18 protein-coding genes and 1 pseudogene are annotated in these 14,498 nt (G+C 72.7%); 17 read left to right on the forward strand and 2 right to left on the reverse strand.

The genetic code is table 11. The annotated features are described in order from the left end of the window. Positions 1 to 60 precede the first annotated feature (60 nt). The 10 genes and pseudogenes from BUE48_RS05740 to BUE48_RS05785 form a co-directional block, all read left to right on the forward strand. Positions 61 to 576 (forward strand): annotated as a pseudogene (locus tag BUE48_RS05740) (DUF5753 domain-containing protein); the annotation flags it as partial. Continuing rightward, positions 573 to 761 carry a DUF397 domain-containing protein gene (locus tag BUE48_RS05745; protein WP_286989185.1) on the forward strand — a complete coding sequence of 63 codons (189 nt, stop codon included), beginning with the start codon at positions 573 to 575 and terminating at the stop codon, positions 759 to 761. The pseudogene BUE48_RS05740 and the gene BUE48_RS05745, both read left to right, overlap by 4 nt. A 124-nt stretch (positions 762 to 885) precedes the next feature. After that, entirely contained in the window at positions 886 to 1,074 is a 189-nt protein-coding gene (locus BUE48_RS05750; protein ID WP_286989187.1) for a DUF397 domain-containing protein, read from the forward strand. Between the two features lie 380 nt (positions 1,075 to 1,454). Beyond that, positions 1,455 to 1,892, forward strand: coding sequence for a hypothetical protein (locus tag BUE48_RS05755; RefSeq protein WP_286989188.1), 438 nt, complete (start codon positions 1,455 to 1,457; stop codon positions 1,890 to 1,892). Then, a complete protein-coding gene (locus tag BUE48_RS05760) occupies positions 1,889 to 3,820 on the forward strand; it encodes a CHAT domain-containing protein (RefSeq protein WP_286989190.1) in 1,932 nt (643 codons plus the stop codon). The genes BUE48_RS05755 and BUE48_RS05760 overlap by 4 nt, the downstream gene beginning before the upstream one ends. A gap of 29 nt (positions 3,821 to 3,849) precedes the next feature. Continuing rightward, positions 3,850 to 4,470, forward strand: a complete 621-nt coding sequence (locus BUE48_RS05765; RefSeq protein WP_012851532.1) for a hypothetical protein — start codon at positions 3,850 to 3,852, stop codon at positions 4,468 to 4,470. Continuing rightward, the gene (locus tag BUE48_RS05770; protein ID WP_286989193.1) at positions 4,467 to 5,150 is read left to right on the forward strand and encodes a hypothetical protein; all 684 of its coding nucleotides are present in this window, start codon (positions 4,467 to 4,469) and stop codon (positions 5,148 to 5,150) included. The genes BUE48_RS05765 and BUE48_RS05770 overlap by 4 nt, the downstream gene beginning before the upstream one ends. After that, the gene (locus BUE48_RS05775; RefSeq protein WP_012851534.1) at positions 5,150 to 5,845 is read left to right on the forward strand and encodes a Crp/Fnr family transcriptional regulator; all 696 of its coding nucleotides are present in this window, start codon (positions 5,150 to 5,152) and stop codon (positions 5,843 to 5,845) included. Before BUE48_RS05770 ends, BUE48_RS05775 begins: the two co-directional genes overlap by 1 nt. Before the next feature lie 83 nt (positions 5,846 to 5,928). Then, positions 5,929 to 6,435: a hypothetical protein gene (locus BUE48_RS05780; protein ID WP_148232936.1), complete on the forward strand. Its 507-nt coding sequence runs from the start codon at positions 5,929 to 5,931 to the stop codon at positions 6,433 to 6,435. 272 nt (positions 6,436 to 6,707) lie between these two features. Next, entirely contained in the window at positions 6,708 to 7,517 is an 810-nt protein-coding gene (locus tag BUE48_RS05785; protein WP_286989196.1) for an SAM-dependent methyltransferase, read from the forward strand. A gap of 11 nt (positions 7,518 to 7,528) precedes the next feature. On the opposite strand, the gene BUE48_RS05790 is transcribed toward BUE48_RS05785, so the two are convergent. Beyond that, on the reverse strand, positions 7,529 to 8,371 hold the full coding sequence (locus BUE48_RS05790; RefSeq protein WP_012851537.1) for a hypothetical protein: 843 nt from the start codon (positions 8,369 to 8,371) through the stop codon (positions 7,529 to 7,531). A gap of 44 nt (positions 8,372 to 8,415) precedes the next feature. Here BUE48_RS05790 and BUE48_RS05795 point away from each other — a divergent pair, with 44 nt between their 5' ends. The 4 genes from BUE48_RS05795 to BUE48_RS05810 all read left to right on the forward strand — a co-directional run bounded on the left by BUE48_RS05795 (position 8,416) and on the right by BUE48_RS05810 (position 12,016). After that, the gene (locus tag BUE48_RS05795; protein ID WP_041439343.1) at positions 8,416 to 9,252 is read left to right on the forward strand and encodes a 2,3,4,5-tetrahydropyridine-2,6-dicarboxylate N-succinyltransferase; all 837 of its coding nucleotides are present in this window, start codon (positions 8,416 to 8,418) and stop codon (positions 9,250 to 9,252) included. A gap of 204 nt (positions 9,253 to 9,456) precedes the next feature. Then, the gene (dapE, locus tag BUE48_RS05800) at positions 9,457 to 10,518 is read left to right on the forward strand and encodes a succinyl-diaminopimelate desuccinylase (RefSeq protein WP_012851539.1); all 1,062 of its coding nucleotides are present in this window, start codon (positions 9,457 to 9,459) and stop codon (positions 10,516 to 10,518) included. Positions 10,519 to 10,622: 104 nt separating this feature from the next. Continuing rightward, positions 10,623 to 11,423 carry an LOG family protein gene (locus BUE48_RS05805; protein WP_286989198.1) on the forward strand — a complete coding sequence of 267 codons (801 nt, stop codon included), beginning with the start codon at positions 10,623 to 10,625 and terminating at the stop codon, positions 11,421 to 11,423. After that, on the forward strand, positions 11,423 to 12,016 hold the full coding sequence (locus BUE48_RS05810) for an LOG family protein (protein ID WP_012851541.1): 594 nt from the start codon (positions 11,423 to 11,425) through the stop codon (positions 12,014 to 12,016). Before BUE48_RS05805 ends, BUE48_RS05810 begins: the two co-directional genes overlap by 1 nt. 19 nt (positions 12,017 to 12,035) lie before the next feature. Here BUE48_RS05810 and BUE48_RS05815 read toward each other — a convergent pair whose 3' ends face one another. After that, positions 12,036 to 12,578 carry a hypothetical protein gene (locus tag BUE48_RS05815; RefSeq protein WP_012851542.1) on the reverse strand — a complete coding sequence of 181 codons (543 nt, stop codon included), beginning with the start codon at positions 12,576 to 12,578 and terminating at the stop codon, positions 12,036 to 12,038. Between the two features lie 55 nt (positions 12,579 to 12,633). On the opposite strand from BUE48_RS05815, the gene BUE48_RS05820 reads away from it, so the two are divergent. The 3 genes from BUE48_RS05820 to BUE48_RS05830 are packed head-to-tail and all read left to right on the forward strand — an operon-like array spanning position 12,634 to position 14,158. Further along, positions 12,634 to 13,107: a hypothetical protein gene (locus tag BUE48_RS05820; RefSeq protein WP_012851543.1), complete on the forward strand. Its 474-nt coding sequence runs from the start codon at positions 12,634 to 12,636 to the stop codon at positions 13,105 to 13,107. Beyond that, the gene (locus BUE48_RS05825; RefSeq protein ID WP_012851544.1) at positions 13,104 to 13,565 is read left to right on the forward strand and encodes an SRPBCC family protein; all 462 of its coding nucleotides are present in this window, start codon (positions 13,104 to 13,106) and stop codon (positions 13,563 to 13,565) included. The genes BUE48_RS05820 and BUE48_RS05825 overlap by 4 nt, the downstream gene beginning before the upstream one ends. Then, positions 13,562 to 14,158 carry a DNA-3-methyladenine glycosylase I gene (locus tag BUE48_RS05830; RefSeq protein WP_286989202.1) on the forward strand — a complete coding sequence of 199 codons (597 nt, stop codon included), beginning with the start codon at positions 13,562 to 13,564 and terminating at the stop codon, positions 14,156 to 14,158. Before BUE48_RS05825 ends, BUE48_RS05830 begins: the two co-directional genes overlap by 4 nt. The last annotated feature ends 340 nt before the right edge of the window (positions 14,159 to 14,498 follow it).

Here is a 14,498-nt window from a genome sequence, read left to right on the forward strand (position 1 = left end):
TTCGCCTCAGCCGGACATGATCCCGATTGGTACAGGCAGTACCTGTAATACGAGGGAGCCGCGAAGATCATCAAGGTGTACCACGGGAAAACAGTCCCTGCTCTGGCGCAGGCAGAGGAATACGCTCAGGCGATCCTCAAGGCCGCCGGTCGCGCCTCCGAGATCAAGAGCGGTGCCAAGGCCCGGCTCAAGCGGCAGGAGATCTTGAAACGCGCGGACCCGCCGTATCTGTGGATTCTCATCGACCAGGAGGTCCTTGAGAACGTGGTCGGCGATGCCGCTGTCATGGCCGAGCAACTGCGCTATCTGCTCGAACTTGCAGAGGCCGATCGTGTGTGCATCCGGGTCGTCCCCAGGTCGGCCGGGTGGCACCCGGGGCATGACGGGCACTTCCAGGTGCTCACGACCGGTATCAGGGAGGTCGCATATGCCGTGGCGCAGGTCGCTGGAAGGCTGATCGAGACCGGGGACGAATCTGCCGTTCTGGGAGTGCGCTTCGATCAAATCGGGGCGCTGGCTCTGCCCCGGGCGGAGTCGAAAGCTCTGATCGAGCAGACGATGAGGATGTACCAGTGATCCAGTGGCGCAAGAGCTCGCACAGCGGCGGTGGAAACGATGATGCCTGTGTGGAGCTGGCGAGGTTTCCCGGTGGGATTGGGATCAGGGACTCCAAGCGTCCCGAGGGCGGCCGGTTGGAGGTTTCTCGGGATGCGTTCGCGGCCTTGCTGGCGCGGGTGAAGTGTGGTGAGCTCTGCCGGTAGCAGTCGGATGCCCGCTCATGAGAGCGTCCGTCGTCCTTGCTGGTCGGGGGCTTTTCTCTGCGCTGCGTTCCGGGCTGTGCGCCGGGTTCTGCGGTGAGGTCGAGAGGACGTCGAGGATGTACCAGTGATCCAGTGGCGCAAGAGCTCATACAGCGGCGGGCTGAACGACGATGCCTGTGTGGAGCTGGCGAGGTTCCCCGGCGGGATCGTGATCAGGGACTCCAAGCATCCTGAAGGATGCCGATTGGAGGTGCCCCGGGAGGCGTTCGCGGCCCTGCTGGCACAGATGAAGCGTGGTGAGCTCGGCCGATAGAGGTCGGATGCTCGCCCGTTGGGCGTCCGTCGTCCTCGCCGGCCGGATTCCTTATGGAGAGGGTTTCTCAGCGCTCCCGAGACCCAATGCTGAGTGGTGCGGGGGAAACGGCACGGCGACTTGGGCGTCGCACCGGTCATCGTGCCGTCCTTTCTGGGAGAACCGCGGCGGTCAGGGGCCGGCCGCCGCGGCCGGATGGGGGCCTTGGCGTTCCCCGGCGCGAAAAGCACACCGCCCGCCGGGCGTAAAGCCGCGACCTGCGAGGGCACGGACCTGCTTCACCGCGTGGCCTGACAACCCCGGCACTTGAGGCCGCGCGGGGAGCAAGGGTGAAATGATCGCCATTGGGCCGTGCCGTCGCAGGTCGCTTGGAGGCAGCGATGAGACGGGTCTACCGGGGCAGTGCCGCGGTGCGCATCGACGGCCGGGCGGCGGCGACCGTTGCGGTGACGATCGAGTTCGGCGGGGAACGGCCGATCTTCATGATCGCCTCCACCGGGAGCGGGCCCGGTGAGCTGCTGTGGATCGCCGCCGACGACGATGACGCCACCGTGGTCTTCGACCCGGCCGGCGGGCGGCTGACGGCCGACACCGATCACCGGCACGCCCCGGCGGCGCCTCCCACCTGGTTCGCCCCGGCCGGCGGGCCGCTTGGGAACATGGCGCTGCCGCAGGGCGCCGACCGGGCCCATGCGGTGCTGACGGTCTCTGCGAGCGGGCTGACCGGCTCGCTGACGATGAGCGGCACCCGCTTCGACGGGACGCCCACCCACTGCGCCGCCGAGGTGACCGCCGTCGCCGGGACGGGGCGCCGGTGACCGGCGACGAGCTGCTGAACCGCTTCCATGCCGCCTTGAACGCGCTGCAGGCGGCGCTGCGGGCCGGGGACTACCCGGCGTTCGTTGAACGGCTGACCGAGCTGGCGCGGCTGCGGCACGCCCTGGCGCACGCGCCCACCGTTTCAGAGTCCTGGCAGCGTGTCCGCGGCGAAGCCGCCGCGATGCTGCGCATGGACGCAGGCTGGCTGAGCCAGATGGTCCCGAAGCTGCCGGCGGACTCCCCGCAGGCCGCCCTCCTGACGGAGGCGAGCGGCACGGCCGTCCGGGCCGCCGGCGAACTGGAGGCGCTGGGCGCCGCGCCCGACGCCGCCTCACGCGCCCAGGAGATCCTCGGCCGCGCCGAGACGGCCCTGCGCGAGGCGGCACGGGCGGCGCTGCGGCACGACGAGCACCTTTTGGACGAGGCCCGGCGGCGGCGGCGCGAAGAACTGCTCGACCACCTGGCCGCCGGCTCTCAGGAGGTGGCGGCCTGCGAAGCGGCGTGGTGGGCGAGCCTGGACGACGACTCCGCACAGGTCGAGCTCGTCAGGGCCGTCACCATCATCGCCATCTACTTGACCGGGGCGGCGGCGCGCGCCGGGCAGCACCGGTGGCGGCTGCAGCGGCTCGACCTGCCCGCCGCCGCCGACTGGCACCGGCGCAGCAACGTCGAGGCGCTGGCGAAGCTGAACCGCTTCCTGGAGGGGTGGCGGGGCGGCCTGGCCGACGACTGGGCGCGGATCGAGGCGATGGACGGCGCCCGCACCGCTCACGCCGCCTTCGTCACCGCCCTGTACGACCTGGGCGCCCTCCCCGAGGCGTTCGCCGCCGCCGAGATGGCCCGCGCCCGCGCCCTGGCCGACCTGATGACCCCCGGCCGTCGCACCGCCCGCGTCCTCACCCCCGACCGGCTGCGCCGGGCGCTGCGCGGCCGGGCGGTGGTGGAGTACTTCCTGGCCGGGGACCGGCTGCTGATCTTCTGCCTGAGCCCAGAAGGCGAGCTGGCCGCCGCCGACCGGACGGTGGACCGCGCCGCCCTGACCGCCGCCGTCGACCGGCTGCACGCCCTGCTGACCGCCCACGACCTGGACTCAGCGGGCCTGGCGGAGCTGGGCCGGCTGCTGGAGGAGCTCGGCCGGACCCTGTGGGAGCCGCTGCCGTGGCTGCCGGAGGACGACCGGCCGCTGCTGGTCGTCCCGCACGAGGAGCTGCTGCGGGTGCCCTTCGCCGCGCTGCGCACCCCGGACGGGCGGCCGGTCGCCGCCCGTCACCCCACCAGCGTGCTGCCGGCCGCCGCGCTGGCGGCCCGGCTGCCCGAGCATCCGGCCCGCCCGGGCGGCCCGGCCCTGCACGCCCTGGTGGCGCCGGAGCCGATGCCCGAACCGGACCTGCGGCCGCTGGACCGCCTGGCCCGCCGTTTCCCCGCCATCGCCGCCCGCTACCCCGGCCCGGTGCGGGTGCGCTACGGGGACCGGGCCACCGTCGCGGAACTGGCGCACGTGCCGCGGCTGCGGCCGGACGTGCTGTGCCTGGCCACCCACGCCAAGGCCCTGCCCGAGCGGCCGCTGGAGTCCTACCTCGCGCTGGCCGGGGAGCGTCTGGAGGCCCGCCGGGTCGCCGAGCTGGAGCTGCCGGCCCGCCTGGTGATCCTGGCGGCCTGCGAAAGCGGCGCCGGCCGGGTCAGCGCCGACGGCGTGATCGGGCTGAGCCGCTCGTTCCTGCTGGCCGGGGCCGGAGCGGTGCTGATGACGCTGTGGTCGCTCACCGAACGCGACACCCTGGCGCTGCTGACCCGCTTCCACGACCACTACCTGGCCGGCGCCGCTCCCGCCCGGGCGCTGCGGGCCGCCCAGGCCGAGCTCGCCGCCGTTTACCACGATGATCCGCGACGCTGGGCGGCGTATGTCCTTTTTGGATCTCCTGACTGACAGGCCTCTTATGTGAAACCCTTGCTCACATGCCGGGGTTGGAATTCGACGTGCTCGCGCACCTGCCGCTGGGCGCCGAAGAACCGCTGCAGGGCCGCGCCGGAACGAGGTTCACCCGAGAGGCGGGGGTCATCATCGGGCGTCCCGTCGTCGAGGCGCTGTCCCCTTCGGACTTTCCGCCATCCGCCGCCTCCCGGGTCGACTTCGACCGATGGCGGTACTTCCAGATCCGCTTCCCCTTCGACCTGGAGGAGGCCCGCTACGGCCAGCGCTACATCGAGGCCCAGTACGAGGTCACGCTGATCGAGCTGGACGCGGTGGCCCTGCAGCTGGGCAAGACGCCCCTGGCGCCGGACGCCGGGCCGCTCCCGGACGAGGAGCTGACCACCTTCGGGCTCGGCCAGCGGGTCTTCCGCTGGCGGCTGCGCCCCCACGGCGACCGGCCGCTGACCGAGGGCAGCAGGGTCGTCCGGGTGGTGCTGCAACTGCCGCCGGACCTGACGGTGCTGCGCGGCGAGATCGGCGTCTCGGCCCTGCTGCAGGACGCCGCCGATCCCGGCGAGACGGTCCGGGTGAACCAGCCGGGCCCGCAGCCGTTTCGGCTCAACCTGTCCGACGGCGCCTTCGACACGCTTCCGGAAGCACCATGACCGATACCTACCACCTGTGCATGGCCACCGACCTGGAGTCCTACAGCGGTGTCGGTCTCGACGGCCACCGGCGGCTGCAGGAGATGCTGTTCGGCGCGCTGCAGGCGGCGCTGCGGGCCGCACTCGGACCGGACCTGGAGGACTGCAAGCGGCAGCCGCAGGGCGACGGGGAGCTGACGGTGCTGCCCTCCCACCGCAGCGACGGCGCCACGCTGCGCGTCCTGCTGATCGAGCTGATCTTGCAGCTCGCCCGGGCCAACGACGCCCTGCTGCCCGACAGGAGGGCCCGGGTCCGGATCGGGCTGGAGGGAGGACACCTCGGCGCGGCCCCCGGCGGTCACGCCGGGGATCCCCCCATCGCGGCGTTCCGGCTGTGCAACGCCGAGCCCGTCAAGGCGGCGCTGGCCGCATCGGCCGGCCACTACGCGGTGGTGGCCTCCGACTACGTCTACCGGAACATGATCAGGCCCGGCTTCACCGGCACCGGCTGGCAGTTCCGGCAGATCCCGGTGTCGGTGAAGGAGTACTCCGGCATCGGCTGGCTGCACGTCCCGGACGAGACCGGCGAGGCGGGACCGCTCGCGCCGCCGCCCGCCCGCCCCGATGCCGCCTCTTCTCCGCGCGGCGTCCGCTCCGCGCAGGACGGCCCGCCGCGGCTGCAGGAAGGCGGGCTGGTGTGATGGCGGTGCACGACGGCCCCTGGCCCACCGGCAGCCTGATGGCCCGCCTCAGCCCCGCCGACCGCGCCGCGCTGCTGGAGCTGGGCACCCGCGTGCAGTTCGCCCACGAGCAGGTCCTGGTCCGCCAGGGCGAGCCGGGACTGGAGCTGTATGTGCTGCTGGACGGCTTCGTCAAGGTCACCTTCGACACCCACAACGGCACCGTGCTGCCGCTGATGGTGCGCGGCCGCGGCGACCTCATCGGCGAGTTCGCGGTGCTGGACGGGCAGGAGCGGACCGCCACCGTCAGCGCGGTCGGCGCCGTGGTGGCGGTACGGATCGGCCGCTCCCGCTTCCACGACTATCTCGCCCGGCATCCGCAGGCCCGTTCGCAGATCGAGGCCGGCGTGCTGGCCAAGACGCGCCTTTCCATCCGCCGCCGGATCGAAAACCGCTCCCTGGACGCCAACGCCAAGGTGGCGGGAGGGCTGTACGACCTGGCCACCGCCTACGGCGAGCCCGTGCCGGAGGGCGTGATGATCGCCGTGCCGGTGTCGCAGGTCGTCCTGGGCGGGATGGTCGACGTCGGCGAGTCCACCGTCGAGCGGGTGCTGCGGAAGCTGCGCGAGGACGGCGTGGTGCTGACCCGCTACCGCCGGATCGTCGTGCGCGACATGGACGCGCTGAAGGACATCCGTGACGGGGGGACCCCTTAGCGGGAGGGAATCGGCGGGCTCCTTCTGCCGCATCGTTGGCTGGTATGGCCGAGCCAACCGGTATCCGCAGGCTTTGCCTTGCGGTGAACCTCTTCGAGCAGCCCCCTCCAGGGGAGGGGCGGCCGCCGGCCTCGGCCGCGGGGCCGTCCCGTCTCATGGACCGCCTGCTGCGCGAGACCGTCCCGGAACGCGTGTCGTGGAACAGCCGGGAGAGGCGGCCGTGGGTGGGCGTGCTGGCGCCGGGGATCGACGAGCCCGAGGCGCTGGCCGGTCTGCTGGAGGCGGCCCAGCGGGCCGTCCGGAGCGAGAACCTGCGCCGCCCGGGTTCTCCGGTCAGGCTGTGCCTGGCGCTGCACGAGGGCCTGGTGTCGCTGGAGGACGGGGAGTTCGACGGCCCTGCGATCACGGCGGTGCGGGCGCTGGCCCGCGGCGTCGCCCCCCGGCGGGCGCCGCTGCTGGTGGTGTGCTCGCTGCGGATCTTCGATGATCTGGCCGCCCTGGGGCCGCCCTGGCTGCGGCCGGACCGCTTCCGCCGCCTGGTGGACGCGGCCGTTCCCGCCCTGGCCGCCGAGTGGGATGAACAGTCATGATCTGGTGATATCTCCCGGAATGCACAAAGAGTTCGGTGACGGCCGATATTGCGCAAGATGCCCCGCCGATTTGTCCAAGTCCTGCGCTATGGTGTTCGCTCACTGAGCCTTTTTCGGCACGTGACCTGTGAGTCCCGGGCGGCGTGCGAGCCGTGGGAACCGGTCACCGGACCGTCCATGTCATGGGGGGAGCCGGCCGCCCGCGCCGGCGGACGGGCGGTGCGGGCGGCCGGAAGGCGCACCGGCCAGGGTGAGGGAGGGGGTTCCCAGGAGTGAGCGGACGTCGGGTGCCCGAAGGGCTGAACACCCGGATGCCGCACCCCGCCCGGGTATACGACTACTGGCTGGGCGGGGAGAACAATTTCCCCGCCGACCGGGAATTGGGCGACCTGATGGCCAGGATCAGCCCGGACATTTCCGTCTCGGTCCAGGCGGTCCGCGCTTTCTTCAAACGGGCCGTGCGTCACCTGGTCCGGGAAGCGGGCATCCGGCAGTTCCTCGACCTGGGCAGCGGCCTGCCCACCCAGGGGAACGTCCACGAGGTGGCCCAGCGCCTGGACCCCGAGTGCCGGGTGGTCTACGTCGACAGCGACCCGGACGTATGCGCCCACGGCACGGCGCTGCTGGAAGGCCCGGCCGCGGAACGGACCCGCATGGCCCAAGGGGACATCCGCTACCCCGCCATGGTGCTGGGCCACCCCGCGGTGACGGAACTGCTGGACTTCGACCGGCCGGTCGCCGTGCTGTTCAACGCGATCCTGCACGTCCTGGAGGACCGGCAGGAGATCGAGGCCATCGTGGGACGGTTCGCCGACGCGCTGGTCCCCGGCAGCCGGCTGCTCATCAGCCTGCCCTCGGCCGAACTGCTGCCGCCCGGCCAGAGCGAGGCCCTCTACGGCTCGGCCCGGATGGCGCCCTACCCCATCTTCTTCCGCACCTACTCGCAGATCCTGCGGCTTTTTTCGGGTTTCGACCTGGTCGAGCCGGGCCTGGTGCACATCTGCCAATGGCGCCCCGACGGGCCCGTCCCGCAAGAACACCGCCAGGCCGCCATGTACGGCGGCATCGGCGTCAAAAGATGAACGCCGGACCTTCAGCGGATGATGACCCGGTCGGACGGGGCCTCCTCGTCCTCGGTCCAGCCGTCATGGCCGGCCTCGGCCCGCCAGCGGCGGCCGTCGTAGCGGATCTCCTGCAGCCCATAGCCCTGGGCGTGGGAGACCGCCCAGGAGGCCACCGCCCAGCCGGTGCGCCGGGTCGGCACCCGCACCGTGTGCCGGCCGTCCTCCTCGGTCACCGGGATCTTGCTGGTGCCGAACGTCTCGTGCAGCGCCCGGATGGCCTCCGCCCGCCGCGGCTCGGTCCGCTTGCGGGGGGAGAACCAGCAGCGCACCGCGGCCGGCCGCCGCCCGGTGTAGGCCTCGGCCAGCTGCTTGGCCCGCTCCTCGTGCGGCGCATAGGCCGTCCCGTCGGCGCTGCGCTGCACCTGCTGGGCCGCATCGTGCAGGTCCCGGTCCAGGTAGTCCTTGACCTTCACCAGCGAGTCGTAGAACTTGCTGGTCGCATACACCGGGTCGCGCAGCTGGTCGACCCGGCCCCAGCCCTGGGAGGGCCGCTGCTGGAAGATGCCCACCGAGTCGCGGTCGCCATAGGGCAGGTTGCGGATGTGCGACTCCTGAATCGCCGTCGCGTAGGCGATCACCACCGCCCGTTCCGGCAGCGACTTGCGGAAGGCCACCCCGGCGATGGTCGCCGCGTTGGCCGCCTGCTCCAGGTCCAGCGGCACCACGCCGCCCGCGGCCGCCACCTCGCAGTTGGAACCGTGCAGGTAGGGCCGCAGATGCGACCAGGCCGCCCATCCGCCGGCGCCTACCACCAAAGCGATCGCCAACAGGAGCGCGCCCGAGCGCGGGCGCAACCGTTCCCAACCCCGCACACCAAAGACCGTACCGGCACATGCCCCCCACTAAGCTCACGTCCATGACCGATACGTTCACCAGCCCGATCCCCGGCGTCATCGACGAGCTGTGGGAACGGCGGGACCAGCTCAGCCCCGACGACGGCGACGCCCGCGCGGCCATCGTCGCGGCAGTGGACCTGATCGACACCGGCCGGGCCCGGGTGGCCTTCGTGGACCCGGCCACCGACCAGGTGGTCGTGGACGAGCGGGCCAAGCGGGCGATCCTGCTGAGCTTCAAGGTCCTGGGCATGGTGCGCGCCCAGGTCGGCGACTTCCACTACCACGACCGCATCCCGCTCAAGACCCGGCTGGAGGGGGTGCGCGTGGTGCCCGGCGCCATCGCCCGGTGGGGCGCCTACCTGGCCCCCGGCGTCGTGCTGATGCCCTCCTTCACCAACATCGGCGCCTACGTCGATTCCGGCACCATGGTCGACACCTGGGCCACGGTCGGCTCCTGCGCCCAGATCGGCAAGAACGTCCACCTGTCCGGCGGCGTCGGCATCGGCGGCGTGCTGGAGCCGCCCAACGCCGTCCCCGTGGTGGTCGAGGACGACGCCTTCATCGGCTCGCGCTGCATGGTCGTCGACGGCGCCCGCGTCCGCCGCGGCGCCAAGCTCGGCGCCGGCGCCATCCTCACCAAGACCACCCGCGTCTTCGACGTGGAGACCGGCGAGGAGCTGCCGCGCGGCGAGGCCCCGGCCTGGTCGGTGTGCGTCAGCGGCACCCGCACCAAGAAGTTCCCCGGCGGCGAGTTCGGCATGCCCTGCCTGCTGGTCCTCAAGCGCCTGGAGGAGGGCCAGCAGCACGACAAGCTGGCCCTCAACGAGATCCTCCGCGAGCACGGCGCCAACGCCTGACCTCGCACCCGGACGCGCGGCCCGCCCGCGGCCGCGCGTCCGAGCCCGAACGCTCCGCTCTTTACGTTTCCGGCGCCGGCGGGCCGCGGGAAGGACGACCCGCCGGCGAGGAGACCGGCGCGTCCCGGACCGCCCGGTGAGGAGGCGGATCCGGCCTCCGCGGCGTGCCCGCGCAGGCGGCCGGCATCGGTAGGGTCGGGTGGCATGAGGCTGGACCTGGGCGCGGACGTGGCGGAGCTGACGGCGGCGATCGTCGACATCGAGTCGGTGAGCGGGCGCGAGAAGGCCCTGGCCGACGCCGTGGAGGAGGCGCTGCGGCCGCTGCCGCACCTGCGGGTCGAACGGGACGGCGATGCGGTGATCGCCCGGACCGCGCTGGGCCGGGCCGAACGCGTGGTGATCGCCGGACATCTGGACACGGTCCCGGTCAACGGCAACCTGCCGTCCCGGGTGGTGGGCGACCGGCTGTACGGGTGCGGCACCAGCGACATGAAGAGCGGGCTGGCGGTCATGCTCAAGCTCGCCGCCACCGTGCCCGAGCCCACCCGGGATGTGACCTACCTGTTCTACGAGTGCGAAGAGGTCGAGGCCGTCCGCAACGGGCTGGCCCGCCTGGCCGCCTCCCGGCCCGAACTGCTGGCCGGCGACTTCGCGGTGCTGATGGAACCCACCGCCGCCGTCATCGAGGGCGGCTGCCAGGGCACCATCCGCGTCGAGGTCACCGCGCGGGGGGCGCGCGCCCACAGCGCCCGGGCGTGGATGGGCGTCAACGCCATCCACAAGGCCGGGGAGATCCTCGATGTGCTGCGCTCCTACCGGCCGCGCAAGCCCGTGGTGGACGGGCTGGAGTACCACGAGGGGCTCAACGCGGTGTTCGTCCGCGGCGGCGTGGCCGGCAACGTGATCCCCGACGAGTGCACGGTCACCGTCAACTACCGCTTCGCACCCGACCGGACGCTCGCCGACGCCGAAGCCCACCTGCGTGAACTATTCGAAGGCTTTGAGGTGACGGTGGTGGACGCGGCCGAGTCCGCACGCCCCGGCCTGGCTCACCCGGCGGCGGCCGCCTTCGTCGCGGCGGTCGGCGGCACGCCCCGCGCCAAGCTCGGCTGGACCGACGTGGCGCGCTTTTCGGCCCTGGGCGTCCCGGCCGTCAACTACGGCCCCGGCGACCCGCCGCTGTCGCACACCAAGGACGAGTACGTGGAGATCCCCCTCATCCGCGACTGCGAGCGGCGCATGCGCGCCTGGCTCACCGCCGGCTGAGCGGGCACGCCGGGTGACCTCGGCGCCACGGTCTGCTCTTTCCCGCAGATACAGCGGCCGTTAATGCGCTGAAAACGGCGGTGCGCCGCGGCTAACGTGAGCGCATGGACTCCCAAGACCACAAGCGCCTGCACCGGCAGGGACCTGCGATGCTGCGGGGCAAGGCCATCCCCCGCACCACCACCGACCAGCGGCTGCTGGACAGTCTGGGCCCGGCCGAGTGGGTGCACTCCGACCCGTGGCGGGTGCTGCGCATCCAGGCCGAGTTCGTCGAGGGCTTCGGGCTGCTGGCCGAGCTGGGCAAGGCGGTCAGCGTGTTCGGCTCGGCCCGCACCGCCCCCGACTCCGAGGAGTACCGGCTGGGCGTGGAGCTGGGCACCCGGCTGGCCGAGGCGGGCTATGCGGTGATCACCGGCGGCGGCCCGGGCATCATGGAGGCCGCCAACCTGGGCGCCGCCAAGGCCGGCGGGGTGTCGGTCGGGCTGGGCATCGAGCTGCCCTTCGAGCAGCGGATGAACGACTACGTCGACATCGGGGTCGAATTCCGCTACTTCTTCGTCCGCAAGACGATGTTCGTCAAATACTCGCAGGCGTTCGTGGTGCTGCCGGGCGGCTTCGGCACCATGGACGAGCTGTTCGAGGCGGTCACGCTGGTGCAGACCGGCAAGGTCACCCGCTTCCCCATCGTGCTGGTGGGCACCGCCTTCTGGGGCGGGCTGGTGCAGTGGATCCGCGACGTGATGGCGCCGTCCGGCAAGATCCGCGACACCGATCTGGAGCTGATCCACCTGACCGACGACCCCGCCGAGGCCGTCCAGGTGATCGTGGACGCGCACACCGAGCACGTGCGCCGGCTGGTCGAGGAGACGGCCGTGCGCGGCGTCGCCGAAGAGGCGGGCACCTGATGGGCGGGCTGGCGATCTGCGTGTTCTGCGCCTCCAGCAGCCGGATCGACCGCCGCCACCTGGAACTGGCCGAGCAGGTCGGCGCCGAGCTGGCCCGCCGCGGCCACAGCCTGGTCAGCGGCGGCGCCAAGGTCTCCTGCATGGGCGCGGTGGCCCGCGCCGCCCGCGCCGGGGGAGCGCGCACCGTGGGCGTCATCCCGCAGGCCCTGGTCAGCGTGGAGATCGCCGACCAGGACAACGACGAGCTGATCGTCACCCCCGACATGCGCTCCCGCAAGGCCGAGATGGACCGCCGCTCGGACGCCTTCCTGGTGCTGCCCGGCGGGATCGGCACCCTGGAGGAGCTGCTGGAGATCTGGACCTCCCGGGTGCTGGGCATGCACGACAAGCCGTTGGTGATCCTGGACCCCCACGGCATGTACGAGCCGCTGCGCGACCTGGTGGTCAAGCTGGCCGACCACGGTTTCGTCCGCCCGAGGGCCTTCGATGCGATCAGCTGGAGCCGTTCGGTCCCCGAGGCCTTCGACCTGCTGGAGGTCCGCCAGGTCCACCTGACCCCCACCGGCGAGGACTACGCGGAGGCCGAGCCGTGACCGCCTCTCGGGCCGGTTCTCAGGCCAGCCCGCGCCTGGCCTCGGCGGGGGGCCGCGTTCCCCTGATCGAGGCGACCATGTCCAGCACCTGCCGCACCGGATCGACGTCCCGCGCGGCGACCTTGAACACCCGCGCGCCCAGCCAGGCGTAGACGGAGACCGCGGCCAGCAGGCCCGCGTCCTCCCCGACGGGCTCGCCGGTCAGATCCACCAGCACGGCGAGCCCGTCGGCGGCCGGCTGCGCCACCCGGTCGGCCGCCGGCCGGCTCCCGGCGTCCAGGACCAGCCCGTCCGCACGCACCCCCGCCGCCAGCGCACGCCGCGCGTCCCGGCACACCAGTCCCGCGCCGCGGGCCGCGGCCGCCTCCGCCAGCTCATCTCCCACCAGCAGGTCCGCGCCGTCCGGGACGAAGGAGGCCGACACCACGGCCGGCCCGAACCCGGTGCCGGTCACGATGTCCACGCCCTCGGGAATCTCCCCGGCCGTCCCTGACGGCGCCTCGGCGAGCCAGAGCGCATGCTGCCCCGCCCCGAAGACCCGGGCGCCAAGCCGCAAATCCATGCCTTCGATCGTGGCACGATCGAAGGGAGGAGCCGAAGGAGGGGAGTTACCGATCGTGCTCGTGGTCCTCGCCCTGGCCGCGCTGGCCGTCTTGGTGGCGGTCGTCGTCCTGGCCACGGGCCGGGGCGGGGAGCTGGCCCGGACGCACCCGGACCACCCGCCGCTGCACATGCCGTCCGGGCGCCGCCTGACCGGCGCCGACGTGGCGACCCTGCACCTGCCGCACGGCCTGTGGGGCTACCAGGTGGACGTCACCGACGAGGCCCTGCGCCGGCTCGCCTGCGCGCTGAACGAGCGCGATGCGCGGCTGGCCGCGCTGGAGGCCGAGCTGGCCGAGCTGAAACGCCGCCACGGCCACGTCGAGGAACCCGCCTCCTGGGGCGATGCGGGACCGGCCTGGACGGGCCCGCGGATGCCGCCGTGGGGCGAGCCGCCCGCACGGCGGCGCGATGGGACGGCCGAAGACGGCGGCCCGGCGCACGGGCATCCCAACGACCCGCCGCAGACACTGCGCAAGGAGGAGCAGTGAGCCGGGTCGCAGTAAGCGCCCAGGCCGTCTCCACCGCCTCGGCGGAGCGGCTGTTCGCGGTGCTCACCGACTGGCCCCGGCACGGCGAGTGGATGCCCTTCACCCGCGCCGAGGGCGGCCAGGGGGTCGGCGCCGAACTTCGGGGATGGACGGGCATCGGGCCGGTCGGCTTCCTGGACACCATGGTGATCACCGAGTGGACGCCCGGCCGCCGGGTGGCGGTGCGGCACACCGGCCGGCTGGTGCGCGGCGAGGCCTACTTCGAGACCGCCCCGCTGCCCGCCGGCGGCACCGTGGTGTGGGCCGAGCGGCTGGAGCTGCCGCTGGGGCCGCTGGGCCGGGCCGGCTGGCTGCTGATCGGCCCGCTGGTGCGCGCCCTCATGCGGCTGGGCCTGCGCCGCCTGGCCCGCCTGGCCGAACGGGACGAGGGCGCCGCGCCGCCGGGGAGGGCGCGGTGAGCGGGGCGCTGCCGGGGCCGGACGGGCTGGCGCGCTGCCCCTGGGGCCTGTCGCCCCCCGACTACCTGGCCTACCACGACCGGGAGTGGGGCCGCCCGGTCACCGACGATCAGGGCCTGTATGAGCGGCTGTGCCTGGAGGCGTTCCAGTCGGGGCTGTCGTGGCTGACGATCCTGCGCAAGCGGGAGGGCTTCAGGGCGGCCTTCAAGGGCTTCGACCCGGCCGCGGTGGCGGCCTTCGGCCCCGCGGACGTCGAGCGGCTGCTGGCCGACCCCGCCATCGTCCGCAACCGCGCCAAGATCGAGGCGGCCATCGCCAACGCCCGCGCCACGCTCGAGCTGCCCACCGGGCTGGCCGCGCTGGTGTGGCGGTACGCCGACCCGGACGCCCCGGCGCCCCGCACCACCGCCGACGTGCCCGCCTCGACCCCGGCTTCCGCGGCGTTGGCCAAGGAGCTCAAGCGGCACGGGTTCAGGTTCGTGGGGCCCACCACCGCCTATGCGCTCATGCAGGCGTGCGGGCTGGTGGACGATCACCTTGTCGGCTGCCACCGCCGGGGTGCCTACGCGGCTGTCCTCCCGAAGCTCCGCTAAGGGACACAACCGGCGTCCGTTTCGAGGGGCCACCGAACGGGCATGCCACCGCCACGGTGGCTCGATGGGGGAGAGATGGCCGTCCGCATGCCTGGGGATGGTTCCTCAGTGAGATTCCGCACATTCCCGCCGCGCGGCCCGCGGGATGGTGATCCCGCGGTGACTTACGTCCTGAACAGGGCAAACGCACCTCGGCGGGCGGCGGGAAGGCATTGTCTGCCCTTTGCGACGCTGATCGTTACCACTTCGCGCCCGGAAGGCGAGATAATGGGCCACTACTGATAGTGCGGATACGAACGGCGGCCACGCGGCCAAGGATGTCCGGCACGCGGCCCTAGGC

The sequence above is a fragment of the Thermomonospora sp. CIF 1 genome, from assembly GCF_001896795.1.
Taxonomy (GTDB): domain Bacteria; phylum Actinomycetota; class Actinomycetes; order Streptosporangiales; family Streptosporangiaceae; genus Thermomonospora; species Thermomonospora curvata.